This window comes from Micromonospora sp. CPCC 206060, from assembly GCF_036906895.1.
In the GTDB taxonomy this organism is placed as follows: domain Bacteria; phylum Actinomycetota; class Actinomycetes; order Mycobacteriales; family Micromonosporaceae; genus Micromonospora.
In genome coordinates, this window is sequence record NZ_JBAKHU010000052.1 from 17,989 (window position 1) to 44,605 (window position 26,617).

The 26,617-nt window shown below is 73.3% G+C and carries 16 protein-coding genes; 12 read left to right on the plus strand and 4 right to left on the minus strand.

Annotation, left to right across the window (positions count from 1 at the left end; translation table 11 throughout):
- Positions 1-136 precede the first annotated feature (136 nt).
- From V6U90_RS25130 to V6U90_RS25140, 3 genes are all read right to left on the minus strand, one after another.
- On the minus strand, positions 137-3,043 hold the full coding sequence (locus V6U90_RS25130; RefSeq protein ID WP_334441407.1) for an ATP-binding protein: 2,907 nt from the start codon (positions 3,041-3,043) through the stop codon (positions 137-139).
- A 104-nt stretch (positions 3,044-3,147) separates the two neighbouring features.
- Positions 3,148-3,384 carry a hypothetical protein gene (locus V6U90_RS25135; protein ID WP_334441409.1) on the minus strand — a complete coding sequence of 79 codons (237 nt, stop codon included), beginning with the start codon at positions 3,382-3,384 and terminating at the stop codon, positions 3,148-3,150.
- A gap of 93 nt (positions 3,385-3,477) precedes the next feature.
- The gene (locus V6U90_RS25140) at positions 3,478-6,879 is read right to left on the minus strand and encodes a type 2 lanthipeptide synthetase LanM family protein (protein WP_334441412.1); all 3,402 of its coding nucleotides are present in this window, start codon (positions 6,877-6,879) and stop codon (positions 3,478-3,480) included.
- Between the two features lie 342 nt (positions 6,880-7,221).
- Here V6U90_RS25140 and V6U90_RS25145 point away from each other — a divergent pair, with 342 nt between their 5' ends.
- The 4 genes from V6U90_RS25145 (at position 7,222) to V6U90_RS25160 (ending at position 10,826) form a co-directional block, all read left to right on the plus strand.
- A complete protein-coding gene (locus tag V6U90_RS25145; RefSeq protein ID WP_334441414.1) occupies positions 7,222-9,048 on the plus strand; it encodes an AfsR/SARP family transcriptional regulator in 1,827 nt (608 codons plus the stop codon).
- Between the two features lie 196 nt (positions 9,049-9,244).
- Complete coding sequence (locus V6U90_RS25150; RefSeq protein WP_334441416.1) at positions 9,245-9,610, plus strand: hypothetical protein; 366 nt, start codon at positions 9,245-9,247, stop codon at positions 9,608-9,610.
- 5 nt (positions 9,611-9,615) lie between these two features.
- Complete coding sequence (locus V6U90_RS25155) at positions 9,616-10,080, plus strand: 3-hydroxyacyl-ACP dehydratase FabZ family protein (protein WP_334441418.1); 465 nt, start codon at positions 9,616-9,618, stop codon at positions 10,078-10,080.
- Positions 10,077-10,826: an SDR family oxidoreductase gene (locus tag V6U90_RS25160; RefSeq protein ID WP_334441420.1), complete on the plus strand. Its 750-nt coding sequence runs from the start codon at positions 10,077-10,079 to the stop codon at positions 10,824-10,826. Before V6U90_RS25155 ends, V6U90_RS25160 begins: the two co-directional genes overlap by 4 nt.
- 54 nt (positions 10,827-10,880) lie before the next feature.
- Here V6U90_RS25160 and V6U90_RS25165 read toward each other — a convergent pair whose 3' ends face one another.
- Positions 10,881-11,684, minus strand: a complete 804-nt coding sequence (locus V6U90_RS25165; RefSeq protein ID WP_334441422.1) for an SDR family NAD(P)-dependent oxidoreductase — start codon at positions 11,682-11,684, stop codon at positions 10,881-10,883.
- Positions 11,685-11,904: 220 nt separating this feature from the next.
- On the opposite strand from V6U90_RS25165, the gene V6U90_RS25170 reads away from it, so the two are divergent.
- The 8 genes from V6U90_RS25170 to V6U90_RS25205 all read left to right on the plus strand — a co-directional run.
- Positions 11,905-12,852 (plus strand): beta-ketoacyl-ACP synthase III, encoded by a 948-nt coding sequence (locus V6U90_RS25170; RefSeq protein ID WP_334441439.1) that lies wholly within the window; start codon positions 11,905-11,907, stop codon positions 12,850-12,852.
- A 39-nt stretch (positions 12,853-12,891) separates the two neighbouring features.
- Positions 12,892-13,137 (plus strand): acyl carrier protein, encoded by a 246-nt coding sequence (locus tag V6U90_RS25175; RefSeq protein WP_334441424.1) that lies wholly within the window; start codon positions 12,892-12,894, stop codon positions 13,135-13,137.
- On the plus strand, positions 13,134-14,495 hold the full coding sequence (locus tag V6U90_RS25180; RefSeq protein ID WP_334441425.1) for a condensation domain-containing protein: 1,362 nt from the start codon (positions 13,134-13,136) through the stop codon (positions 14,493-14,495). Before V6U90_RS25175 ends, V6U90_RS25180 begins: the two co-directional genes overlap by 4 nt.
- Before the next feature lie 80 nt (positions 14,496-14,575).
- Complete coding sequence (gene sbnA / locus V6U90_RS25185) at positions 14,576-15,556, plus strand: 2,3-diaminopropionate biosynthesis protein SbnA (protein ID WP_334441427.1); 981 nt, start codon at positions 14,576-14,578, stop codon at positions 15,554-15,556.
- The gene (gene sbnB, locus V6U90_RS25190; protein WP_334441430.1) at positions 15,550-16,581 is read left to right on the plus strand and encodes a 2,3-diaminopropionate biosynthesis protein SbnB; all 1,032 of its coding nucleotides are present in this window, start codon (positions 15,550-15,552) and stop codon (positions 16,579-16,581) included. Before sbnA ends, sbnB begins: the two co-directional genes overlap by 7 nt.
- A complete protein-coding gene (locus V6U90_RS25195) occupies positions 16,578-16,787 on the plus strand; it encodes an MbtH family protein (RefSeq protein WP_334441433.1) in 210 nt (69 codons plus the stop codon). Before sbnB ends, V6U90_RS25195 begins: the two co-directional genes overlap by 4 nt.
- Positions 16,788-16,885: 98 nt before the next feature.
- A complete protein-coding gene (locus V6U90_RS25200; protein WP_334441435.1) occupies positions 16,886-21,919 on the plus strand; it encodes an amino acid adenylation domain-containing protein in 5,034 nt (1,677 codons plus the stop codon).
- Positions 21,916-26,617, plus strand: a 4,702-nt coding sequence (locus tag V6U90_RS25205) for an amino acid adenylation domain-containing protein (protein WP_334441437.1), incomplete at its 3' end; no start/stop codon positions are given. The genes V6U90_RS25200 and V6U90_RS25205, both read left to right, overlap by 4 nt.

Below are 26,617 nucleotides of genomic sequence, written 5' to 3' on the forward strand. Positions count from 1 at the left end.
GGCCCGGCCCGCCTGACCGCCGGACGACAGCCCCCGTGAGCCGGACGACAGCCCCCGTGAGCCGGACGACAACGCCCCCGTGAGCCGGAACGGGCATCCGTGGGCCGGCGGGTCGGGGAGAGTCCGGTCGCTCCTGTCAGCTGCTGACCATCTTGGTGGCGAACTCGCTCAACGCGATCCGGTTCGGCAGACCGGTCTTGATGATGAGGCTGGAGACATGCCGTTCCACGGTGCGCGGGGACAGGTGCAGCCGGCCGGCTATCTCCCGGTTGCTCAACCGCCCGATGAGCATCCGCAGCACCTCGAACTCCCGGACCGTGACCCCCGCCGACCGTAGTTCGGCGGGGATGTCGCCGGCGCCACTGCGGCGCTGCGTCACCCGTACCCCGGCCTGCCGGAGCAGGGCCCGGCAGGCGCTGGCCACCGCCGGTACGTCGCTGCGGTGGAAGTGCTCCTCGGCACTGCGGAGCCATTCGACCGGGTTGCCCCAGCCCCTGTCGAGTGCGGACTCGCACACCAGGCGCAAAGCCAGGTGCCGCCCGGTGGCGTACGGCGCGCCGACCCGGAGCGCCTCACTGATGGTCGCGGTGGCCTCGTCCGCCGCGCCGCTGCGGCCGAGCAGGACCGCCCTGGCGAACAGGGCGAACTGCCGGTCCCAGCGCAGCCGGCTGGCCGGATCGGCCTGCACCGCGTCCATGGTGGCCAGATCCACTTCGCCGGACATGGCCCGGAGCAGCAGATGCAGGCCGTACCGTCCGGAGAGGTGGAACACCGTGGGACTCTGCTCCTCGGCCGTCAACGTCCGGGACAGTTCGTCCAGGGCGCGTGGCCGGTCCTCCTCCAGCAGCGCGCAGAATGTCCTGGCCAACCCGTGCACCCGTGGTGCGTGCAACGCCTGGTCACCGCTCCAGCGGCGGAACTCGGTCAGCGCGCTCTCCATCTCGCGGCGCCGGCCCTGGTGCCCGGCGAGCACCGCGCGCAGCAGCAGCACGTACTGGGTGGTCTCCAGCAGCTTCAGCCGGGTGGTGGCGGCCAGGACCCGTTTGATCAGGGCGCCCGCCGTGTCGAACTCGCCGTGCAGGATCGCGTGCAGCGCCAGACTCGCCTCCGCCTGGTACCGCGCGGTGACCGCACCGGCCCGGGAGGCCCGTTCCCGGGCCTGTTCGAGCCGGCCCAGGTCGGCGTTGCGCAGTGCGTCGTCGTTGCCCAGCCGGATCAGGGCGTGGATCTCCCAGATCGGCAGGTGGTGCTGGGCGGCGACCGTCCTGGCCCGCTCCAGGCACTCGGTCGCCTCGTCCGGGTCACGGTGCCGGGTGAGTGCACCGAGTAGCTGCCAGGCCTGACAGGCGACCACCGGCAGCGGTACCGCCTCCGCCACCGTGGCGGCCCGGCGGGCCATCGCCTCGGCGGTGGTGAGCTGGTCCTGGCCGGCGGTGTCGAGTACCAGGTGTGCGGCGACGACGTCGATCGGTGCCAGATCCTCGGCGGCGGCGTCCGGCCCGAGCAGTTGGCGGGCCCGCTCCACCTGGACCAGCGCGTCGCTGGAGCGACCGGCGACCGCAGCGGCCCAGGCCACGCGGGTGTGCAGTTGGGCCCGCCGGCGGGGTTCGACACCACCGATCTGGTCCAGGATGCCGACCGAGGAGAGCGCCCGCTCCACCAGTCCCGCCTCGGCGAGGGCGTAGAGCAGGGTCTCCAGGGCGTTCGCCCGGGCCGCCGCCGCACCGTCCCCGCCGAGCAGGCCCATCGCCCGGTCGAGCAGGGCGACCGCCGACGTCGCGGCGCCCTGCGCCAGCGCCCGGCGGCCCGCCTCGGTGAAGAGCCGACCGGCTGCGGCCGGATCGTCGGCCTCCAGGTGGAGGGTCGCCGAGACCTGGCACCACTCACCGGGCAGGCCGGGGAAGATCGTCTCCACCGCGCGCACCACCGCCCGGGCGAGTTCGGCACGGTCGGCCGGTCCGAGCAGGGTGAGCAGGGCGTCCCGGGTCAACTGGTGACGGAAGGCGTACCACTCGGTGAGCTGGTCGTCCACGGTGACCAGTTGTGCGGCCGAGTCGCCGGTCAGCAGGTCGAGCAGGTCACGTTCGGCAAGGCCGGCGGCCGCCTGCACCACGGCGAGAGGGAAGCGCTGGCCGATCAGGGCACCCATCGAGAGCAGTTCCCGTGTCTGGTCGCCGAGCCCCGCCACCCCCTGCGTCATGCTGCGCGCGAAGGTCGCAGGCAGGGCCGCCGGCACCTCGTCGGCCATCCGCCAGCCCCGGTCACCGCCGATCAGCAGCCCGGCGTCGACCATCCCGGCGACGAGTTCCTCGATGAGGAAGGGGTTGCCGGCGCTGCCGGCCCAGAGCAGATCGGTGGCCTCCGCCGGTAGGCGCTCCGGTCCGGTACCCAGACAGGACCCGGCCATCCGGCGCAGTCCGTCCCGGTCGAGTCGCCCCACCTCCAGTACCTGGCACTGGCCGCGTTGGGCGGCGGCCCGGGCGATGGTCAGGGCGGGGCAGGACTCGGACCGGATCGCGCCGAGCAGCATCGTCGGTTGGAGGGTGAGGTTGTCGATCAGGTATTCGAGGACAGTCAGGGTCTCCGGGTCGGCGTCCTGAAGGTCGTCGAGGAGCAGCAGACAACCGCGGTCCTGCCCGGCCAGCCCGGTCAACCGGAGGACGGCCTCGGCGAGGATCACCAGTGAGGCACCCTCCTGGTCGGCCGACGGTCGCCCCCAGTCGGGCACCAGCCGGCCGAGGATCGGCCCGTACGGGCCGAGGGCCGTGGGATCGACCGGGCCGGAGCGCAGCAGGGACAGCAGCGCCTCGGTCAGCGGGCGTAGCGGCACCACGGCACCGATCGCGCTGCTGCGCCCCCGCATCACCCGCATGCCCCGGGTCGCGGCCAGCTCCACGACGGCCGACGCGAGCCGGGACTTACCGACGCCGCTCTCACCGACGAGGAAGACCGCACCCCCCCGCCCGGACCGGGCCGACTCGAGGCTGTGCTGGACCGCGCGGAGTTCGGCGTCCCGACCGATCAGCTTCGAGGAACGGTACACAACTCCGCACGTTAGCCGAGCAGATCCAGGGCGATCCAATAACGTTCGGTCACCGACGGCCCCCGTCCGGTCGGTCTGGAGGGGAGCCGTCGGTGACCGAACGGTCAGAGAGTGAGGGTGGGACAGCAGGTCGTCATAGCCACCTGCTGGACGTCACCGCCGGCACCGAGGAAGCCGCCGGCCACCAGACCCACGGGGACGGCCAGGCTGGCGAGGGCGGCGGCCCGGATGCCGAACGCGACCGTGGACTGTGCCCACAGGGCGCCGGCCGGGTGGTCGGCGGTCGGTGACTGCCCTTCGGCCCCGTTTGCGGTGACGGCGGGGCGGTGGTTCTCAGACAACTGCTGTTCCTCCTGTTGTGTCGGATCATCTGTAGTGGACGTGGGGGTGGCGTACCGCTCCCGACCGGACGGTCACCGGTTCCGGCAAGCCGATCAAGCCAGGTGGGCCGGCCGGGATTCCTGGACCATCGGGGACCGGCGGGGTGTCGGTTCCAGCAGCAGCGCCGAGGGGACCCGGCCGGGGTCGGCGATCCGTAGCAGTCCGTACCCGATCCCGGCGAGCCCGGTGAGTAGACCGGGGGTGGGCACCCCGTCCGGGGTCGCGCAGCGCGGGTCCGAGCGGGTGACCGCGCCGAGGATCTGCCCGTACCGGCGCTGCCGGGCGGCCGGTGTCCCCGTGTCGGTGCCGGCTGGGCCGGCCGGTGTCCCGCCGTCACCGGTCAGGGCGACCAGTGCGTCGGCGACACCCAGTTCCCCGTGGCAGAGGCCCAGATCACGCAGGAGCGGGCGGTCGGCGAGGTCGGTCACCATGGCCCCCGGTAGGTCCACCGGATCACCGGGCAGCCGGCTGGCCGCCAGCGTCAGGCCGGCGGCACCGGCACACCATCCGGTCGGTGCCGGTCGGCGGTCCCCGCCGGCAGCGGTCACGGCCCGACGGAGCGCCCGGTGGGCGGCCCGGACGTGCCGAGACAGCTCACCACCGTCGGTGGTGGCCGTTCCGTGGCCGCTGGTCGTGCTGGCGGCGGTGTAGGAGCCGCTGGTCGTGCTGGCGGCGGTGTAGGAGCCGCCGACCCTGCGGGTGGCGGCAGGGCCGGCGACGTACCGGTCGAGGGCCCAGCCGATCCCGGCCTGACCGTCGGCGAAGCCGGCCGCCGTCGGCCCGGCATCCGCCAGGACCAGGTCGGCGAGCCGGTCGGCACAGGCCGTGGCGAGATCCGCCGCCGACGCCAGACCCAGTTCGACGTGGACGGCGGACATCGCCGCGAGGCAACCGGCGGTGCCGTCGGCCCAGCCGGCCGGCCGTGCGCCACCGCCGGGAGCCGGGGTACCCATGGTCGCGGCACCGGCCTCGACCGCAGCGCCGGCGAGTTCGACCGCGGTACCGGCGTACCGGGCCCGGCCCGGGTCGCCGAGCAGGGTGGCCAGCCGGGCCAGCCCGTAGGCGATGCCGCCGAAGCCGGACAGTCCGCCGCAGCCGATCGCGGCGACCAGATCCGGTCGCGTGGCGAGCAGGTCGTAGAGCCGGGGTACCGCGTCGAGGGCCCGTCGGGCGGTGTCGGCGTACCGGCTGATCCCGGTCAGGTCGGTGAGCTGGGCGAGGAAGAGGGCCACCCCGAGGTATCCGTTGGCGAGTCCGGCCCCCATCGGAAGGACGAGCCACTGCCGGTCGTCGACCAGTTCCAGACCGAGCCAGTTCACCCGGTCCGGGCCGGTTGCCGCCCGGGCCAGGATCCCGTCACCGATGTCCCGGGCTGCCTCGATCAGCCGTTCGGCGGTGGCCGGGCATCCGTCGACCGGGTGGGTGGTGGGCCCGGTGTGGTGTGCGCCGGTGCCCGGGTGGCGGGTGGCGAGCGTGGCCGAGATGATCCACTCCTGCTGCCGGCAGTCGGCCCGGCCCCACGAGCCGAGCTTGTCCAGGACCGTGTCGAGTCCGCTGCGGGGCAGCCGTGCCACCGGCCGCGGGTCACCGGCGGACCGTACCTCGCCACTGCCGGGGGCGGTGTGGAACAGCGGTACGTCGCCGGCCCAGAGCGCGACGGCCTCCCGGGCGGGGAACCGGGCGAGGAACGGCGCCCCGTCCAGCCCGGCCCACAGCACACCGAGGAGCCGGTCCCGGTCCAGCCCGTCGCGGAGCACGTCCGGATGGGTCGACCCGTCCAGCAGGCTCTGGTACGCCGACGTGGGGCGGACCACCAGCCGGGTCTCGATGTCCGCGCAGGACCCGACGAGCGCCCGGAACCCGGGCAGGTGCGCGGTGATCGTGGCGTACGCCCGGCGGAAGCCGTCCCGCAGTGCATCCCCGTACGCGGTCGGATCGAGGTCGGTGTCACCGATCCGGGGACGGTTCAGTCCGCCGGGGAAGGTGACCGCGCGTCGGGTCAGTCGCATCCGGTCGGTACCGGGGTCGGCCCAGTCGACCGCGCCGGTCGGTGCGGTCGAGCCACGGTCCCCACCGATGCCGGAGAGGTCCATGATGCCCTCGTCGCCGACCACGATCAGCGGCACCAGTCCGGTCCGGTGCACCGAGGCGGCGAGCAGGTCGGCGGCCGGGTCCCCGGTCCCGGACGGGTCGGTGAGCGCGGGATGGAAGAGGGTCTCGACGTCCACCGCCACCGGCATGGCCCCCTGGGCGATGACGTTCTCGTAGTGCATGTCGGTGGCGTGCAGGGCGTGCAGCAATGCCAGCAGGGCGCCCTGCCGCCGGTAGAACGTCCGTGCCTCGTCGACGGAGGTCAACGGCCGACCGTCGACGTACGCCGTCCAGCCGTAGCCGGCCCGGGGGAGGATGGCGGATGCCGTGAGGTCCAGCTCCGGCGCGGTGTCGCCGAGCCAGGCCAGGAAACCGCTGAACGCGACCTCGGCGGCCGGGTCGCGTGGCTTGTACACCACCCGCCGGCCGTCCGTGAATGTCAGGATCGCCGGGGAGCGCCCACCGGCGTGGCTGTCACCCAGATCGCCGTCGACCGCGACGAGCGGCCCGGGGTCACCACCGGCGAGCAGGGTCCGGGTCAGGTCGGCCCGGTCGGCGGTGAACCGGGACAGCAGTTCCGCGCCGGCGTCGGCGGCCGACCGGCTGGCCTGGCCGAGCAGGCGGGCCAGTACCGGGTAGCCGCCGACCAGCCCGGCGAGCCCGACCGGCCCGGTGAGCTGGGCGACGAAGTCGGCGAACCGGGCGTGTCCGTCGGCGCCGGAGAGCCGCCCGGCCACCCGACGGATGTGCAGCTCCGCGACCAGGGTGCGGGCGGCGATGGTGACCAGTCGGCGGCTCAGCCGCGCGGCGAACTGCCGGGTCACGGCGGCGAGGTCGATCCGGTCGGGTGGCGGCAGCCGGTCGGCGGTGTCGAGCAGCCGGTCCACGGCCGCGTCGACGAAGGGCTGTAGGGGTACCGCGAAGGCGGCCCGCCAGTCGGCCGACGGCGGTGGCGGGTCGGCGGGAGCCGCGGTCCGCAGCGCCTCCTCCACCGTCTCCGCCCAGGGCGGTCGGGCGGCGCGGGCGGCGAGTCCGCTGCGCTTCTCGGCCAGCAGGGCGAGCAGTCCGGTCTCGGTCAGCCCGAGGTCGGCCAGTCGCCGGGCCAGTGCCGGCCCGTGCTCGGCGCGCCACTGCGCCAACCGCTGTCCGGCCCGGTCCGCCGGGTCGTTGACGGCGACGTGAGCCGGGTCGCTGTCGCTGTTGTCCGGCCTTGCCGGGGCCGGAGGGATTGATGACGGTGCGTGACTGTCGTCCGGATTGGGTAACCGTTCGTGTAACGCCAGCCCACCGGCCCACCAGTGCGGGTCCACCGGCATTTCGCCGGTGTGGACACCGCCTGGAGTACGGGCTGCGGTGGGGGTCACCGAAGCACCGTGCCAAACCTGGACGCGGAGTTCATGCGTGGAGAGCACGCACATTTGTGTGATCTGGGCTGGCGGTGGTGGCTGTGCCGGCCCGGACGGCGTTGGTCGGCGGGGCGACGGGAAGGCGGCCGTGGGGCGACGGAAGGGCGGCGCCGGGCGGTCGGCAGGACCGTCGGCGGGGCTCCGCCCGCCTGCCCAGCGCCTACGGTCGGTAGTTTCAAGATCGCCTGAGGTGACTCTGCGTGAATTTAGGTATGCCGTACGCATGTTTTGCGGGGCAGCGCCGATGAGTCTCCGGACGACTGTGTTGACCGTGGGCAGCCGACACGAACGGAGCCAACCATGGAGTTTCGCGTCCTGGGACCGGTGGGTGCGTTCCGAGACGGGGTGGAGGTCGCGTTGGACGGCGCGAAGCAGCGGACCGTCCTGGCCGCGCTGCTGTTGGCCGACGGCCGGAGCGTCTCGGACACCCGACTCTGCGAGCTGCTCTGGGGCGAGCGCCCGCCGGCCACCTTCGCCGCCCAGCTCTACAACTACGTGTCCCGGCTGCGCAAGTACCTCGGCGCGACGGTGGACATCGTCCGCCAGTGGTCGGGCTACCAGCTCCGGATCGGCCACGCCCGACTCGACATCGAGGAGTTCAGCCGGCTGGCTGAACTCGGCCGGGAGGCCCTGCGCGACGGCCGGCACGGCGAGGCCGCCGGGCTGCTGCACACGGCGATGTCCCTGTGGCGCGGAGCGGCACTGTCCAACGTGACCGAACACCTGCTCGGTGCCGAGTCGCACCGGCTGGCGGAACTGCGGATGGCGGTACTGGAGAGCCGCATCGAGGCCGACCTGCTGCTGGGCCGGCACGTCCGGCTCGTCCCCGAGCTGACCCAACTGGTCGCCGAGCATCCGCTGCACGAGGGGCTGCGCGGCCAGCTCATGACCGCGTTGGTCCGCTGCGACCGGCAGGCCGACGCGCTCGCCACCTACCACGAGGGACGACGGGTACTCGCCGACGAACTGGGTGTCGACCCGGGCCCGGCACTCGCCGAGGCGTACCGGTCGATCCTGGCCGGTCCGGTGGCGGTGGCGCCCGCCCGGGTGACGGGGGAGTCGGGCTGGCACGGGGTACGACCCGCGATGCTCCCGCCCGGGGTCGGTGACTTCACCGGCCGGGACCACGAGCTGCACCTGCTCACCCGGGTGCTGACCGCGGCGCCCCCGGCCAGCCCGCCGGTTGCGCTGCTGACCGGGATGGCCGGCGTCGGCAAGAGCACCCTCGCCCTGCACGCGGCCCATCTGTCCCGGGCCGGGTTCCCCGACGGGCAGCTCTACGCCGATCTCGGCGGCACCCGGGGTAACGCCGTGGAGCCGTACGACGTGCTCGGCTGGTTCCTGCGCGGTCTGGGCCAACCCGAGTCGGCGATCCCGAAGGGGCTGGACGAACGGGTCCGCCTCTACCGCAGCCAGCTCGCCGGCCGGCGGGTGCTGGTGATGCTCGACGGCGCCGCGAACTACGCGCAGCTGCGACCGCTGCTGCCCGGCGACCCGGCCTGCCGGGTGATCGTCACCAGCCGGACCCGGCTGCCCGAACTGGCCGGGGCCGCCTCGATCGAGGTGGACACGCTGGACCGGACCCAGGCGCTCGCCCTGTTCGAACGGATCATCGGCGCGGACCGGGTCGGCGCGGAGTCGGCCGCCGCGCACCGCATCGTGGCGCTGTGCGGCCGGCTCACGCTGGGCGTACGGGTCGCCGGCTCGCGGTTGCTGGCCCGCCCGCACTGGTCGCTCGGCTACCTGGCCGACCGGCTGGCCGACGAGCGGTTCCGCCTCGACGAGCTGCGTCTCGGCACGATGGACGTCCGGGAACGGCTGGAGGGCAGCTACCTGGCGCTGGCCGCCCCGGGCCAGCTCGCGCTGCGTCGGCTCGCCCTGTTGGATGCCCCGGCCTTCCCGAGCTGGGCCACCGCCGAGGTGCTGGGGGTCCCCCGGCAGGCCGGCGAGGAGGTTGCCGAGCACCTGGTCGACGCCCGGCTGCTGGAGATCGTCGACTCCGACGGCGGGCGGCGGCAGCGGCACCGGTTCCACGACCTGGTCCGGGTCTTCGCCCGGGAGAAGGCCGACCAGGCCGACCGGCTGCTGGTGGCCGGTAGCGGCGCACTCTGCGGCGTGCCGGCCTGACCGCGTCCCGGGTGGACCGGCCTGACCGCGTCCCGGGTGGACCGGCCTGACCGCGTCCCGGGTGGACCGGCCTGCCAGCGTCCCGGGTGGACCGGCCTGCCAGCGTCCCGGGTGGACCGGCCTGGCAGCGTCCCGGGTGGACCGGCCGGACGCCGGGTGTAGAGAAGATATAGCCCGGGGCCGCACGGTCACCGGTGTGAAGCCCGTGACATCGAGCGCCTGCGCGACCACCGCCCCGGTGAGGATCGAGCAGGCCGACCCGGACCGGATCGTGGCCCGGATCCGTCCCGACCTGGCCGACCCGGTCTTCGCCGGGCACTACCCGGGATTCCCGCTGCTGCCCGGGGTGCACATCTTCGAGTTCGTGCACCGGGCCGTGGTCGAGGCGGTCCCGCACCTGGTCCTCGACGAGGTCGTGTGCTGCCGGTTCCTGCTGCCGGTCGACTGCGACGAGGAACTGGTCGTGACCGTACGCCGCGACGGTGATCTGCACAGCGGCGTCGTCGCGGTCGCGGGCACCCCGGTCGCGGAGATCCTGCTGCGCTACCGGAACGAGGAGTGACCGTCATGATGGGGATCGAGGAGATCAAGCGGATCATCCCGCACCGCCCCCCGATGCTGCTGGTCGACCGGGTCACCGAACTGGTGCCCCGGCGCTGGCTGGTGGGCTCGCTGACGCACACCGGCGACGGGCCGCTGCCGATGTCGCTGCTGATCGAGTCCTGGGGGCAGGCGGCGCTGGTGCTGATCCGCCACGACCGTCCGATGCCCGACGTGCTCACCGACGGGGTACCGGTCGCCGGGGTTTTCGAACACGTCCGGTTCGGCCGGCCGGTGCTGCCCGGGGAAACCGTGGAACACCGGGTCACCATGCAGCGGCTGGTCGCGGACACGGCGTTCGTCACCGGCGAGAGCGTGGTCGGTCCGCAGGTGGTGATGCGGATCGGCCGGCTGGTCGGTGCGATGCGTCCGGCGGAGTCGCTGCGCCCGTCCCGACCGGCGGTCGCCGCGGTCGCGGGTGGGGCGGCGTGAGCGCCGTCGACGGGCGGCCGGTCGCCCTGGTCACCGGGGGGTCGCGGGGTATCGGCCGGGCGGTGGTTCGCCAGCTCGTCCGGGACGGCTACGACGTGGGCATGTGCTACCAGGCCAGCCGGGAGGCCGCCGAGCAGGTGGTCAAGGAGGCCGAGGCGGACGGTGGCCGGGTACTGGCCATGATGGTCGACGTGGCCGACCCGGCGGCGGTGAAGGACTTCGTCGGCGCCGTCGAGCGGGAACTCGGCGATCCGGACGCGGTGGTCAGCGTCGCCGGGATCATCCGGGACCGGCCGCTGGCCCTGATGGCCGACGCCGACTGGCGCTCGGTCATCGAGGTGAACCTCGACGGCACGTACCACCTCTGCCGGTCGGTGATCCGGCGGATGATGCGGCGGCGCGCCGGCTCGATCGTCACCGTCTCCTCGGTCTCCGGGGTGGCCGGCAACGCGATGCAGACCAACTACTCCGCCTCCAAGGCCGGGGTCATCGGCTTCACCCGGGCGCTCGCCAAGGAGGTCGGGCGGTACGGGATCCGGGCCAACGTGGTCGCCCCCGGCTACATCGAGACCGACATGATCGCCAGCCTCTCCGACGAACTGGCCGCCATCGCCCGGGACCGGGTGGCCCTGGGCCGGCTCGGCCAGGCCGAGGAGATCGCCGAGGTGGTGTCGTTCCTCGTCTCGCCCCGGGCGTCGTACCTCACCGGGCAGGTGCTCACCGTCGACGGTGGCCTGTCGATGTGACCGGGACGCGGGCCCCGGCACGTCTCGGGGCCGGTGACCGGCGGGTGCGACCGGTCACCGGCCCCGTCCGGCGGTGATCCTCGGGTACGCCGGGCCGAACAGCCGGGTCAGCACATCGAGCCGGTACGCGTCCGCGCCGATGAGGATCCGCTGCCGGTTCCGGGTCACCCCGCGCAGGATGACCCGGGCCGCGTACTCCGGGGTCACGGTCACCGTACGGTCGAACTGCTCCCGTACCGTGCGGTAGTCACGGAGCCCGTCGTTGCGGGCGTTGCGCATGATGTTCGTCCGGATCCGACCGGGGTGCACGCAGCTCACCCCGACCGGGACCCGGTCGGCGCGCAGTTCCTGGGCGAGCGCCTCGGTGAAGCCCCGGACGGCGAACTTCGCCGCGTTGTACCCGCTCTGCATCGGTGCGCCGGCCAGCCCCAGCATGCTGGAGACGTTCACCAGGTGGCCGCGGGCGGCGGTGAGCATCGGCAGGAACGCCCGGGTGCCGTGCACGACGCCCCAGAAGTCGACGTTCATCACCCACTCCAGGTCCTCCCAGGCCATGTCGGCCACCGAGGCGAGCAGGGTCACGCCCGCGTTGTTCACCACCAGGTCGGCTCCGCCGAAATCGGCCCCGACCTGTCCGGCGTGGTCCAGTACGGCGGCCCGGTCGGTCACGTCCAGCCGGTACCCGCGCACCCGCGCACCGCGCTGGGTGCACCGCCGTACGGTTTCCCGCAGCCCCTCGTCGTCCACGTCGGAGAGCGCGAGGCGGGCGCCCCGGGCGGCCAACTCGACGGCGAGCGACCGGCCGATGCCGGAACCGGCGCCGGTGACCACCGCCACCTTGTCGTTGAAGTCCTTCACCCTGGGCCTTCCCGGTCGGGCGGGGCATCTCCTGCTTCGGCCCACCGCAGGTCGGCAGGTACCGGCGGTGCCCGCCGTCGGCAGGCTGCGCGGACCGGCTATGCGTTTCCTATGGGCGCTCGATATGTAGAGCCGCTATGAGGCCACCTGGCCAGACTCCCTCCCGGTAGCCGTCGACGCGGCTGCCCGCCGGGTTGACGAAGGGAGAACGATGTCGGACATCTTCGGTTCGGCGATCACCGGGCTCGGTGCGTACCGACCCCATCAGGTGGTCACCAACCCGGACATCTCGTCGCGTACGGAGGTGACTCCGGAATGGATCGAGGAACGCACGGGGATCCGGACCCGGTACCGGGCCAGCGCTGAGGAGACCGTGCCGGTGATGGCGGCCGAGGCCGGCGGCAAGGCCCTGGCCATGGCGAACGTCGACCCGTCCGAGGTCGACCTGCTCATCCTCGCCACCGCTACCAAGCGGGACCGGATCCCCGGCGGCGCACCGGAGGTCGCGTACCGGATCGGCATTCCGGCCACCGGTGCCTTCGACCTGAACGCGGCCTGCGCCGGGTTCGCCTACTCGGTGGCGCTCGCCTCGAACGCGGTCCGGCTCGGCGAGGCCCGCAACGTGCTGGTCGTCGGCGCCGAACACCTGAGCGAGTTCATCGACCCGAACGACCCGGCCACCTACGTCATCTTCGGCGACGGGGCCGGCGCGGCGGTGATCTCCCGGTCCGGAACCGAGGGCATCGGCCCGGTGGTCTGGGGCAGCGACGGCCGGCGGGCGCCGATCCTCGGCACCACGTGGGGCGCCGACGGCAAGGAGTACGCCTCGATGAACGGCCCGCTGGTCTACCGGTGGTCCACCAAGAACGTCCCACCCGTCGCCCGGCAGGCCTGCGCGAAGGTCGGGCTCGACATCTCCGACATCGACTGGTTCGTACCGCACCAGGCGAACCTGCGGATCATCGAGCAGCTCGCCGAGATCCTGGAGATCCCCGAGGAGAAGGTCGCCGTCGACGTCGTCGACACCGGCAACACCTCCGCCGCGTCGGTGCCGCTCGCGCTGAGCCGGCTGCACGAGAGCGGTCGGACCCGGCCCGGCGACAAGGTACTGCTGCTCGGCTTCGGCGCCGGCCTGGCCTACGCCGGCCAGGTCGTCCGGATGCCCTGACCCGCCCCTCCCGTACCACCTCTGGAAAGGAAGACCACCATGACCATGACCGTTGACCAGGTGTCGGCCGATGTCGAGCGGCTCACCCGCAAGCTGATGACCGAGGACGTGGACCGACCGATCTCCCCGGACGACACCTTCGTCGAACTGGGCCTCGACTCGCTCAAGCTGGTCGACCTGCTCGGCGCGGCCGAGGTGCACTTCGACATGGAGGTACCGGACGAGGAGGTCGGCAGCTTCGTCCGGGTCCGCGACCTGACCGACTTCGTGCTCCGCGCACGGTGACCGGCAGCGGCGGGGACACCCGGGAGCTGTCCACCGGTCAGGCGGCGCTCTGGGCGCTGTACCGGCTCGCGCCGGAGAGTCCCACCAGCAACGTCATGTCCGCCGTGGTCGCCGAGCCGGCCCTCGACCTGGACACCCTCTCCGACGCCGTCGCGGCCCTCCAACAGCGGCACGACCTGCTCCGGTCCCGGTTCGCCGAGACCGGGGCGGGGCCCGTCCGGCTGGTCTGCCCGCCGGGACTCGGCGGGGTCGAGGTCATCGAGGCGGGTGACATCGACGGCGCCGACCTGATCGACCTGGTACGCACCGTCGGTGAACGACCGTTGCGGCTGGAGCAGGACGGCCCGCTGCGGGTCACGGTACTGCGGCGCAGCACCGACTGCGTGCTGGTGGTCGTGGTGCACCACATCGCCACCGACGGGCTGTCCCAGCGGATCGTCTGGCGTGACCTCGGCGACGCGTACGGGCTGCTCCGCAACGGCGTCGGGTTCGACTGGAGTCCGCTGACCGGGTACGACGAGTTCGTCGCCCGGGAACGGGCCATGCTCGCCGGTCCCCGCCGCGCCGAACTGGCCGACCACTGGGCACGTACCTGCGCCGGGGCGACCGCCGCCCTGCTGCCCACCGACCGGCCGCGCCCCGCGCACCGCTCGTACCGGGGCGCAGCCGTGGCGCGGACCCTGCCGGACGATCTCACCCGGCAGGTCCGGGCCACCGCCGTGGCCGCCCGGGTGACCCCGTTCACCGTGCTGCTCGGCGTCTTCGAGGCGCTGCTGTACCGGTACACCGGGCAGGACGAGTTCACCATCGGCTGCCCGGCGTCGCTGCGGCGCAGCCGGGCCCTGCGGGACGTGGTCGGACTGCTGGTCAACCCGATCGTGCTGCGCTCCTCCTTCCCACCGGGCACCACCTTCTCCGACGCGATCGCGTCGGCCGGACAGCAGGTGACCAGCGGGACGGCGCACGCCGCCTACCCGCTGCCGCTGGTGCAGGCGGCCCGACCGGACCGGGACCCGCTGGTCCGGATCACCTTCACCCTGCTGGCCCGGCAGGCCGACGACACCCTCTCCGACACCAGCCACGGCTTCGTCGGGCACGAGATCCGGCAACTGCCACTGCCGTACGACGAGGGCCAGTTCGACCTGGCGGTGACCGTCTACCAGTGGCCGGACGGTTCGTTGTTCGCCGAGTTCAACTACGACACCGACCTGTTCGACGCCGACACCGTCAGCCGGCTGCTCGACCGGTACCTGGACCTGCTCGGCACCGCCTGCGCCGACCCGGGCGCCGTGGTCGCCGACGTGTCCATGGTGGACGACGCCGAACAGCGGCTGTTGCTCGAACTCGGCATGAGCTGAAAGCCCAGTCAGGGCCGGGATATAGGGCCGCTATAGCGCCCGCCGGCAGCATTTCCGCGACACCCGGAAAGGGGGCTGGAATGGATCACGGAATTCTCTCCGCAGTCGGCAACACGCCGTTGGTGCGGCTGTCCCGGTTGTTTCCCGGATCCCCTTCCCGGGTGTACGCGAAACTCGAACAGTTCAACCCCGGTGGGAGCATCAAGGACCGGGCCGCGCTGAACATGCTGCGCGGCCGGATCGAATCCGGGGAACTGGAGCCGGGGCGGTCGGTGGTGGTCGAGTCCAGCTCCGGCAACCTCGCCATCGGGCTGGCCCAGGTCTGCGCGTACTACGGCATCCGGTTCATCTGCGTGGTCGACCCGAAGACCACCCGGCAGAACCTCGCGGTGCTCGCCGCGTACCGGGCCGAGATCGAGATGATCGAGCATCCCGACCCGGAGACCGGCGAGTACCTGCCGGTCCGGCGTCGCCGGGTCCGCGAACTGGTCGAGACGGTGCCCGGCGCGTACCGCCCGGACCAGTACACCAACCCGCTCAACGCCCGCGCCCAGCGGCAGACCATGGCGGAGATCATCGCCGCGCTGGACGGCCGGGTGGACTACCTGTTCTGCGCCACCGGCACCTGCGGCACCCTGGTCGGCTGCGCCGACTACCTGCGCGAGGGCGGGTACCCGACCCGGATCGTGGCGGTCGACGCGGTGGGCAGCGCCATCTTCGGCCAGCCCCCGGCACCCCGGTTGATCCCCGGGCACGGCGCCTCCGTCGTGCCGCCGCTGGCCGAGCGGGCCGCACCGGACGAGGTGCTGCACGTCTCCGACCTGGACTGCGTGGTCGGCTGCCGGCTGCTGGCCGACCGGGAGGCGATCCTCGCCGGTGGCTCGTCGGGGGCCACCGTCGCCGCCCTGCGCCGCCGGATCGCCGACCTCCCGGCCGGGGCGACCAGCGTGCTGATCTTCCCCGACAACGGTGACCGCTATCTCGACACCATCTATTCCGACCAGTGGGTGACCGGACAGTTCGGCGAGGTCACCCATCTGTGGAAAGGCGACGCATGCTGATCATCGGACACGCCGTGGTCCGGGACGTTCTCGACGGTGCCGACGCGCGGGTCGTCGATCTGGTCCGGCAGGCGTACCTGTGGCACGAAAAGGGCCGGACCAGCCTGCCGCACTCGGTTTTCCTACGTTTTCCCGACGCCCCCCGGAACCGCATCATCGGACTGCCGGCGTACCTCGGATCGGAACCGCCGTCCGCCGGCATGAAATGGATATCGTCGTTTCCGGCGAACATCGACCGGGGGCTGGACCGGGCCAGCGCCGCCATCGTGCTGAACTCCCTGGACACCGGAGCGCCGACCGCGCTCATCGAAGGGTCGGTCATCTCCGCCCGGCGTACCGCCGCCAGTGCCGCCCTGGCCGCCGACCTGCTGACCGCCGCCCGCCGACCGGACGGGGTGGCGCTGATCGGCTGCGGACTGATCAACCGGGAGGTGCTGCGCTTCCTCACGGTCACCCTGGGGCCGCTGCCCGCCCTCACCCTGCACGACACCGACCCGCGCCGGGCCGCCGCCTTCGCCGCCGACGCGGCGACCCTGCTGCCCAACGCCACGGTCACCGTGGTGGACCGCGCCGAGCGGGCCCTCGCCGCCCACCGGCTGACCTCGATCGCCACCACCGCCAGCGAACCGCACCTGGACCTCGCCGCCTGCCCGTCCGACGCCGTGGTGCTGCACCTGTCGTTGCGGGACCTGCACCCGGCGGCGCTGCTGGCCGCCCGCAACGTCGTCGACGACCCCGACCACGTCTGCCGGGAACGCACCTCCCTGCACCTGGCCGAGCAGTCGACCGGCGGCCGGGACTTCATTCACACCACGATCGGCCGGCTCGCCGGTGGCGCGGCCCCGCCGCCCGGGGACGGGCCGGTCGTGGTCTCCCCGTTCGGTCTCGGGGTGCTGGACATCGCGCTGGCCGAACACGTCCGCACCGTCGCGGCGAGCCGGGGCCTGGGCGTGCGGATCGACGACTTCGTACCCGTGCCGGCCGCCACCGTGGCGGCGGCGGAACCCACGAGGGAGAACACATGAGCGACGACGACCGCAGCTACCTGGTGGTGCTCAACGACGAGGAGCAGTACTCGATCTGGTGGAGCGACCGGGCCCTGCCGGCCGGTTGGCGGGCCGAGGGCACCACGGGTACCCGCGACGAGTGCCTGGCCCGCATCGGCGAGATCTGGACCGACATGCGGCCGGCGAGCCTGCGCCAGCGCATGGACGGCAAGGCGACCGTCTGACGGTCCGCGACGGCCCGGTGGCCGCCTGACGACGGCGACGGCGGAACGGCCGGCTGGCCGGTCCACCCACGCCCCATCCCCACCCCGGAGGAGCCCCGATGAGCACCCCCCTGTCCACCGTAGCGGCGCCCGGCCCGGACAGCGCCGAACCGGTCGTCCTGTCGGAACTGATCACCCGTCAGGCCGCGTCGACGCCGCAGGCCACCGCGTTGATCGCCGGGGACGAGCGGGTCGACTACGCCGACCTCGCCCGCCGCGCCAACCGGCTCGCGCACCACCTGGTCGGGCTCGGGGTCGGCCCGGAGTCCCTGGTCGGCGTGTACCTGCGTCGGGGGGTCGACCTGGTGGTCGCGCTGCTGGCGGTGTGGCGGGCCGGTGGCGCGTACGTGCCGCTGGACCCGACCCACCCGGTGGACCGACGGCGGTGGATCATCGGGGAGACCGGGGTGGACGTCCTGCTCACCCAGGTCGACCTGCTCGACGAGGGCCTGGTCGGGCCGACCCGGGTGGTCTGCCTGGACGCCGACCGGATCCCGGCCGGCCCGGACACCGCCCCGGTGGTGCCGATCCACCCGGACCACGCCGCCTACGTCCTCTACACCTCCGGCTCGACCGGCCGGCCCAAGGGCGTGGTGATCACCCACCGGGGGATCGGCAACCGGGTGGCCTGGACGGTCCGGCGGCCCGGTCTCGCCGTCGGCGACCGGGTGCTCCAGAAGACCCCGGTCAGCTTCGACGCGGCCGGCTGGGAGTTCTTCGCTCCGCTGATCTGCGGGGCGACCGTCGTCCTGGCCCCGGACGGGGCGGACCGGGACCCGGCCGCGCTGGTCGCCGAGATCATCCGGTCCGGGACCACCGTGCTCCAGGGCGTCCCGTCGGTACTGCAACTGCTGGTCGAGGAGGCGGACTGGTCACGCTGCCACACCCTGCGACTGGTCTTCTCCGCCGGTGAGCCGCTGCACGCCGAACTCTGCCAGCGGCTGCTGGCCGTGCCCGGGGTGCGGGTGTGGAACACCTACGGCCCGACCGAGTGCGCCATCGACGTCACCGCCCAGCCGGTCGACCCCGACCAGCGGTCCGGGCCGGTGCCGATCGGTCGTCCGCTGGACAACCTGCGGCTCCAGGTGCTCGACGGCAACCGGCGGCCGGTACCGATCGGCGTGGTCGGTGACCTCTACGTCGGTGGTGCCGGCCTCGGCCGGGGGTACCTGAACCGGCCGGACCTGACCGCCGACCGGTTCGTGCCGGACGAGTACGGCCCGCCCGGCACCCGCCTCTACCGCACCGGCGACCAGGTCCGCTGGCGCTCCGACCGGACCCTGGAGTTCGTCGGCCGCTCCGACGACCAGGTCAAGGTCAACGGGGTACGCATCGAACCGGCCGAGGTGGAGGCCGCCCTCGCCGCCCACCCCGACGTGCGCAGAGCCGTGGTGGTGGCCACCGGTGAGCCCGGCGCCCCCCGCCAGCTCGCCGCGTACGTCGCCAGCCGGCGCCCGCTGACCGGCGCCGAACTGCGCGCCTTCCTCGCCGACCGGCTGCCCGAACCCCTGGTCCCGGCGGTCTTCGTGCCGGTCGACGAGTTCCCGCTGACCAGCAGCGGCAAGATCGACCGGTCGGCGCTGCCCCCGGTCGACACCGCCGACCGGCCGGACCACCAGGCGCCGCGTACCGAGGCCGAACGCCTGGTCGCCCGGGTCTGGCAGGCGCTGCTCGACGTCGACGAGGTCGGCGTGCACGACGACATCCACCAGCTCGGCGGATCGTCGCTGGTGACCATCCGGCTGGCCGGCCGGCTCGCCGCCGAGTCCGGTATCCGGCTCGACCTGCGGGACCTGCTCACCGCGACCACGGTCGCCGAGCAGGCCGCCCTGCTGGAACAGGCCCGCGCCACCACGGACCCGGCGGCCCCGGCCACCGCCGCGTCCGCAGCGGTGGTACCGGTGCCCCGGACCGGTCCGCTGCCGCTCTCCGCCGCCCAGCGTCGGCTCTGGCTGCTGGACCGGCTGCACCCGGCCAGCCCGGAATGGGTGGTGCCGCTCTACCTGCGGCTGCCCGGCACCCTCGACCCGGCGACGGTCCGGGCCGCCCTGGCCGCGCTGGAGGCCCGGCACGAGGCACTACGGACCCGCTACCTGGTCGTCGACGGCGAGCCGCGCCAGCAGGCCGCGCCACCCGGCGAGGTCGACCTGGTGATCCGGGACGCCACGGAGGTCCCGCTGGCCGACCTGGTCGACGCGCAACTGCGCGAGGGCTTCGACCTGGCCGCCGGTCCACTGTGGCGGGCCACCCTGGTCACCTCGGCCGGGCAGGACCACCTGCTGCTGATGGCGCTGCACCACATCGCCTCGGATGCCGGCACCGCCGCCGTACTGGAACGGGACCTTCGGCACTGCTGCGCCGCCCTCACCGCGGGCCGTACCCCCGACCTGGCGCCGTTGACCGTGCAGTACGCCGACTACGCCGCCTGGCAGCACCGCCACCTCACCGACGGGCTCGTCGCGCGGGAACTCGACTTCTGGCGGGCGGAACTGGCCGGCGTACCCGAGCTGACCCTGCCGGCGGACCGGCCCCGCCCGCCGGTCCGTGACCCGCACGGCGCGCACGTGGCCTTCGAACTGCCGGCCGACCTGGCCGCCGAGCTGACCGAACTGGGCCGGCACTGCACGGCCACCCCGTTCATGACCCTGCTGACCGGCTTCGCCACCCTGCTCGGCCGGTACACCGGGCAGTGGGACATCCCGGTCGGCGCCCCCGCCTCGGGTAACCGCCCGGTCGAGGTGGCACAGGTCGCCGGAGTCTTCCTCAACCCGGTGGTGCTCCGCTGCACCCTCGACCCGGCGGTCAGCTTCCGCGCAGCGGTCGCCACCGTCCGGGACCGGACGGTGGCCGCCCTGGCCCACCAGGAGCTGCCGTTCGAGCGGCTGGTGGAGGAACTGGTCACCGACCGGGACCTGTCCCGTACCCCGCTCTACCAGGTGATGCTCAACGTGCAGGAGGGCGGCATCACCGGTCAGTCGACCGACGACCCGGCCCTGCTCGCCGCCCTGCACGCCGCCGCGCAGGTGGCCAAGACCGACCTGACCATGCACGTCTGGCCCCGCCCCGACGGCTCGTACACCGGCACCCTGGAGTACGCCACCGCGCTGTTCGACGAGGTGACGGTACGCCGGATGGCCGACCACTTCGTCCGGTTGCTCACCGCCGCGGTGGCCCGGCCCGACGACCGGCTCGGCGACCTCGACCTGCTACCGCCCGAGGAGCGCGAGCACCTGCTGCACGGCGTGCAGGGCCGGCACGTGCCCCGGCCGGCGGCAGGCGTCTGCGACCTGTTCGAGGCCCAGCGGGCCCGTACCCCCGACGCGGTGGCGCTCCGGCACAACGGACTGACCACGTCGTACGCCACCCTCGACGAACGGGCCAACCGGTTCGCCCACCACCTGCTCCGGGCCGGTACCGCCCGGGGTGACGTGGTGGCGGTCCTGCTCGACCGGGGACCGGACCTCGTCGCGGCGATCCTCGGCACCTGGAAGGCCGGCGCGGCGGTCCTCCCGCTCGACCCGTCCTACCCGGCCGGCCGGATCGGGCACATGCTCGACACCGCCGGCGCCCGGCTCGCCGTCACCCAGTCCGGGTACGCCGCCCGGTTCGACGTGCCGACCCTGCACACCGACACCCACCGGCTGATGATCGGCGCCGGCCCGACCAGCCGGCCGGACCGGGCCACCGACCCGGAGCAGACCGCGTACGTGCTGTTCACCTCCGGGTCGACCGGCCGCCCCAAGGGGGTGCTGCTCTCCCACCGGGCGGTGTCGAACTTCCTGGCCTGCGCCACCGAGACCGAGGCGCGGGGTGACCGGGGATCCCGGGCCGGGCAGGGCAACGGTGCCCCGCTGTTCACCACGATCGCCTTCGACCTGTCCATTCCCAACCTGTTCAGCCCGCTCACCAGCGGCCAGGCGGTCACCCTGCTCCCGGCCGACCTGGACATCGCCCAACTCGGCCGGCTGCTGGCCGCGGCCGGACCGTTCGACCGGTTCATCATGACGCCGCCGCACCTGGAACTGCTCACCGAACAGCTCGACGACACGCAGGCCGGCCGGCTCTCCGGACTCATCTGGACCGCCGGTGCGGTACTGCGGAGGGACACCGCGAACCGGTGGCTGGACCGGCTCGGACCGGGCGGCCTGACCAACAGCTACGGCCCGACCGAGACCACCGTCATCATGACCGCCCACCCGGTCACCGAACCGCAGACCACCGAGATCGTGCCGATCGGCCGGGCGATGGCGAACACCGTCGTGCGGATCCTCGACGACGAGCTGCGCCTGCTGCCGGTCGGCGCGGTCGGCGAGCTGTACATCGGCGGCGCCTGCCTGGCCACCGGGTACGCCGGCCGGCCGGACCTCACCGCCGACCGGTTCCTGCCCGACCCGTACGGCCCACCGGGCAGCCGGCTCTACCGCAGCGGCGACCTGGTCCGGATGCGCCCCGACGGCACCATGGACTTCGTCGGCCGGGCCGACGACCAGGTCAAGGTACGCGGCTACCGGGTCGAACTCGGTGAGGTCCGCGCGGTCGTGGAGGAACACCCCGGGGTACGCCAGGCCGCCGTCGTCGTCCACGACGACCGGCTGATCGCCTTCTACCGGGGCGACGCCCCCGACCTGGCCGGGCACTGCGCCCGGCTGCTGCCCGACTTCATGATCCCGGGCCGGTTCGTCCCGGTGCCGGAACTCCCGTTGAACACCAACGGGAAGGTGGACCGGGCCACCCTGCTCAGCCTGCTCGCCTCGGCGCAACCGGCTGGCGACGCGGGGGAGACCCCCGTGGCCCCCCGCACCGTCGTCGAGGAACGCATCGCCGCGATCTGGCAGGAACTGCTCGCCGTACCGGTGGTCGGGGTGCGGCAGAACTTCTTCGCCCTCGGTGGGCACTCCGTCCTGGCCGCCCGGCTGGTCGCCGCGCTCCAGGAGGAGTTCGACCTTGACGTACCGATCCGCCTGGTCTTCCAGCAGCCGACCGTCGAGGCGCTGGCGACCGCGGTGGAGGACCTGATCCGGGCCGAGGTGGACGCCCTGCCCGACGCCGACCTGACCGAAGAACTGCGGCAGACCAAGGAGCACCACTCATGACCGCGACCGCGAACGAGCCGAACCTGCGCGAGGAACTCGTCCGGCGGCGGCTGGCCGGCCGGACCACGGGCCGCCGCAGCCCGATCCCCACCGTCGACCGCTCCGGGGACCTGCCGCTCTCCTTCGGGCAGCAGCAGATGTGGTTCCTCAACCGGATGGATCCGGCCAGCGCCGAATACCTGGTCTCGTCGGCGCTGCGGCTGCGCGGCCCGCTGAACCACCGCGCCCTGGTCCGCGCCTGGGACGCCCTGCTCGCCCGGCACGAGATCCTGCGTACCCGGTACACCCTGCGGGACCTGACCCCGCAGCAGGTCGTCGACTCCCCCCGGCACCAGGAACTGCCGCTGGTCGACCTGACCGAACTGCCGGCCGCCGACCGGGTCGGGCGGGCCGACCAGCTGATGGCCGAACTCGGTGACATCGGCTTCGACCTGGCCGTCGAGTGGCCGGTCCGGGCCACCCTGCTGCGCCTCGGCGCCAACGAGCACCTACTGGTCATCGCGGTGCACCACATCGCCTGCGACGCCCCGTCCACGGCGGTGCTGATGGACGACCTGGCCCGGCTCTACGGCGGGTACGCCCTCGGCGACGACCCGGCGCTCCCGCCGCCGGGGGTGCAGTTCGCCGACTTCGCCGCCTGGCAGCGCAACCGGCTCCGGGGTGACCCGCTCAACCGGCACCTCGACTACTGGCGCCACCAGCTCGCCGACAGCACCCCACTGGAGCTGCCCACCGACCGGCCCCGACCCCGGGTGCGGGACTGGCGGGGCGCCTCGGTGCCGTTCGCGCTCCCCGCCGACCTCTCCGCCGCGCTGCGTCAGGTGGCCCGGGCCGCCGACACCACCCTCTTCGTCACCCTGCTGACCGCGTTCCAGGCGCTGCTGTCCCGCTACACCGGGCGGACCGACATCCCGGTCGGCAGCGTCACCTCGGTGCGCAGCCGGGCCGAGCTGCAACGGCTGGTCGGGTACGGCGTCGACAACCTGGTGCTGCGCGGCACCTGGACCGGCGACCCCACCTTCACCGACCTGCTGGCCCGGACCCGGGCCACCGTGCTGGACGCCTTCGACCACACCGACACCCCGTTCGCGCTGCTGGTCGACGAACTCGAACCGGACCGGGACCTCTCCCGCACGCCGCTCTACCAGGTCGCCTTCACGTTGCAGGACGACGCCCCGGCCGGTGACTGGCCGGCCGGTATCACCGCCGAGGCGGTCTGGCCGCCCACCCGGACCGCCAAGACCGACCTCACCCTGCACGTCATCGAAGGCGCCGACGGGGTGCTGCGCGGGCACATCGAGTACGCCACCGCGCTCTTCGACACACAGACCGTGCAGCGGATGGCCGGTCACCTCGGCCGGCTCCTCGGCCACGTCGGCGTCGACCCGGGCGCCCGGATCTCCGAGCTGACCCTGCTCGACGCGGCCGAGCTGGCGGCGGTCACCCCCGTCCCGGCCCGGCCCACCACCGGTGTCACCGGCACCGTGCACGGCCGGTTCGCCGCTGCGGCAGCCGCCACCCCGGACGCGACGGCCGTCGTGCACGGCGGGCGGAGCTGGACGTACGCCGAACTGGACACCGCCGCGAACCGGGTCGCCCGGCACCTGCGGGACCTCGGCGCCGGCCCGGAACGCCTCGTCGCGGTCTGCCTGGACCGGGGCCTGGACCTGGTCGCCGCCCTGCTCGGGGTCCTCAAGTCCGGGGCCGCGTACCTGCCGGTGGACCCCGGTACCCCGGCGGACCGGATGGCCTTCATGCTCGACGACGGTGACGTCGGGATCGTGGTCACCGACACCGCCCACCGGGAACGCTTCGCCGGGTTCGGCGGGACCGTGGTGGTGCTCGACGAGCCGGGCACCGTCACCGCGCTCGCCGAGCGGCCCGGCACCGCACCCGCCGTGCCGGTCGGCCCGGACAACCTGAGCTACGTCATCTACACCTCGGGCTCCACCGGCCGCCCCAAGGGCGTCTGCCTCACCCACGGCAACGTGCTGCGGCTGATGTCGACCACCGAGGACGAATTCGGGTTCGGACCGTCGGACGTCTGGACCCTGTTCCACTCGTACGCCTTCGACTTCTCCGTCTGGGAGCTGTGGGGCGCCCTGCTCTACGGCGGTAAACTGGTCGTCGTCCCCCGCGAGGTCGCGCGTACCCCGGAGGAGTTCCTGGACCTGCTGGTCACCCAGCGGGTCACCGTGCTCAACCAGACCCCGTCGGCGTTCCGTGGCCTAGTCCGGCTGGCCCGCGAGGGCGACCCCAGGATCGACCGGCTCGCGCTGCGCGCGGTGGTCTTCGGCGGCGAGAAACTGGAGTTCGCCGACCTCGACCCGTGGGTCACCCGGCGCGGGCTCACCGCGCCCCGGCTGCTCAACATGTACGGCATCACCGAGATCACCGTGCACGCCACCTGCCACGAGCTGACCCCCGGTGACCTGGTCGAGGGGACGGGCAGCCTGATCGGTGGACCCCTGCCGGACCTCGCCATCCACCTGCTCGACCGGCACGGCAACCCGGTACCGGTCGGTGTCGCCGGGGAGATCCACGTCGGCGGGCCGGGGGTGGCACGCGGCTACCTCGACCGGCCGGCGCTGACCGCCGAACGGTTCGTCCCCGACCCGTACGGGCCGGCCGGCGCCCGGCTGTACCGCAGCGGTGACCTGGCCCGGCGGCGTACCGACGGGAGCCTGGAGTTCCTCGGCCGAATCGACGACCAGGTCAAGATCCGGGGCTACCGGATCGAGTTGGGCGAGATCGAGGCGGCCATGGCCGCCCTGCCCGGCGTACGCGAGGCGGTGGTGGTGGTCCGGGAGGACACCCCGGGAGCGCGGCGGTTGGTCGCGTACTCGGTCCTCGACGAGCGGGCCGAACTGCTCCGGCCGGCCCAGATCCGGGCCGCGCTGGCCCGTACCCTGCCCGACTACATGATCCCGACGGCGTTCGTGCCGCTGGCCCGGCTGCCGCTGACCGTCAACGGCAAGCTCGACAAGCGGGCCCTGCCCGCCCCGGACCGCCGGCTCACCGCCACCGACCGGCCCTACCTGGCCCCGCGTACCGAGGTGGAGGAGCGGATCGCCGGGGTCTGGACCGAGGTGCTCGGCGTGGAGCGGATCGGTGTCGAGGACGGCTTCTTCGACATCGGCGGCGACTCCATCCGGGCCGTCGCGCTCGCCACCAGCCTCCAGGCCGCCGGCTTCGACGTGGAGGTCCGGGACCTCTTCGAACGGCGGACCGTCGCCGAGCTGGCCGAGTTCCTCACCGGCCGGCCCGCACCGGCCGCACCGGAGCCGGCGGTCGCCCCGTTCGAGTTGATCTCCGACGCGGACCGGGCCGCCCTGCCGGACGGCATCGTCGACGCCTACCCGTGCACCCAGGCGCAGCTCGGCATGCTGGTCGAACTGCTCGCCGACGACGACCGCAACCCGTACCACAACGTCACCACCTACCGGATTCCCGACCGGGGCGAGTTCTCCTTTGCCGCGTTCCGAGCCGCCGCCGACCTGCTGGTGCAGCGGCACGAGGTGCTGCGTACCTCCTTCGACCTGACCGGCTACTCGGTGCCGATGCAGCTCGTGCACGCCACCGCGCAGATGCCGGTGGCGATGGACCGGGCCGTCGCCACCGACCGGGCGGCCCTGGAGCAGGAACTACGCGACTTCATCGCCGCCGAGCGGGCCAACCTGTTCGACCTGGGCCAGCCCGCGCTGTTCCGGTTGCACGCCCGGGTCTGCGCCGACGGCGGCTGGTGGCTGACCCTCACCGAGTGCCACCCCATCCTGGACGGCTGGAGCTACCACTCGCTGATGATGGAGGTGGTCCGCGACTACCACCGGATCCGCGACGGGCTGCCGGTGCAGGAGCGGCCCACCCCGCCGGTCCGGTTCGCCGACGCGGTCGCCGCCGAACTGCGGTCGACCCGCGAGGGAACCGACCGCTACTTCTGGCACCGGGCGCTCGCCGGCCGGGAGCGGTTCGCCCTGCCCGATTCCTGGGCCGACCCGGGCGTCGACGAGGGCGTCAAGCACGAGCACTGGGTACCGCTGCACGACCTGGAACCCACGCTGCGCGGCCTGGCCCGCACCCTCGGGGTGCCGTTCAAGTCCGTGATGCTGGCCGCGCATTTGAAGGTGATGAGCCAGCTCACCGGCGCCGAGCGGTTCTTCACCGGCCTGGTCTGCAACATCCGGCCCGAGGTCGCCGGTGCCGACCGGGTGTACGGCATGCACCTGAACACCGTGCCGTTCGGGCACGACGCGCGGGTGGCGACCTGGCGGGAGCTGATCCGGCAGACCTTCGCCACCGAGTTGGCGTTGTGGCCGCACCGGCGGTACCCGCTGTCCGCGCTCCAGCGCGAGGCCGGCGACGGTGGCCGGATGCTGGACGTCCGGTTCAGCTTCCACGACTTCCACCAGATCGACACCGAGGAGATCGACTACGCCGACTCGATCGACGACAGTCCCACCGAGTTCCCGCTCGGGGTGATCAGCCGGCTCGGCTTCGTCACCCTGCTGGCCAGCCGGCGCCACCTCACCCCGGAGACGCTCACCCGGCTCGGCGGCATGTACCGCGCCGTGCTGGAGGCGATGACCGCCGAGGTGGACGGCGACGCCCGGCTCTCCTGCCTCTCCCCGGCTGAGTTGCCGGTGGTGTTGGTGGATGCGGTGCCGGTGGTGGAGCCGGTGGTGCGGTCGGTGTTGGCGG

Excerpts from the sequence above, each read along its gene's own strand:
- V6U90_RS25195 (WP_334441433.1), top strand. The coding sequence starts at position 16,578 with ATGAGCGACGACGACCGCAGCTACCTGGTGGTGCTCAACGACGAGGAG.
- V6U90_RS25175 (WP_334441424.1), top strand. The coding sequence starts at position 12,892 with ATGACCATGACCGTTGACCAGGTGTCGGCCGATGTCGAGCGGCTCACC.
- sbnB (WP_334441430.1), top strand. The coding sequence starts at position 15,550 with ATGCTGATCATCGGACACGCCGTGGTCCGGGACGTTCTCGACGGTGCC.
- V6U90_RS25145 (WP_334441414.1), top strand. The coding sequence starts at position 7,222 with ATGGAGTTTCGCGTCCTGGGACCGGTGGGTGCGTTCCGAGACGGGGTG.
- V6U90_RS25200 (WP_334441435.1), top strand. The coding sequence starts at position 16,886 with ATGAGCACCCCCCTGTCCACCGTAGCGGCGCCCGGCCCGGACAGCGCC.
- sbnA (WP_334441427.1), top strand. The coding sequence starts at position 14,576 with ATGGATCACGGAATTCTCTCCGCAGTCGGCAACACGCCGTTGGTGCGG.
- V6U90_RS25155 (WP_334441418.1), top strand. The coding sequence starts at position 9,616 with ATGATGGGGATCGAGGAGATCAAGCGGATCATCCCGCACCGCCCCCCG.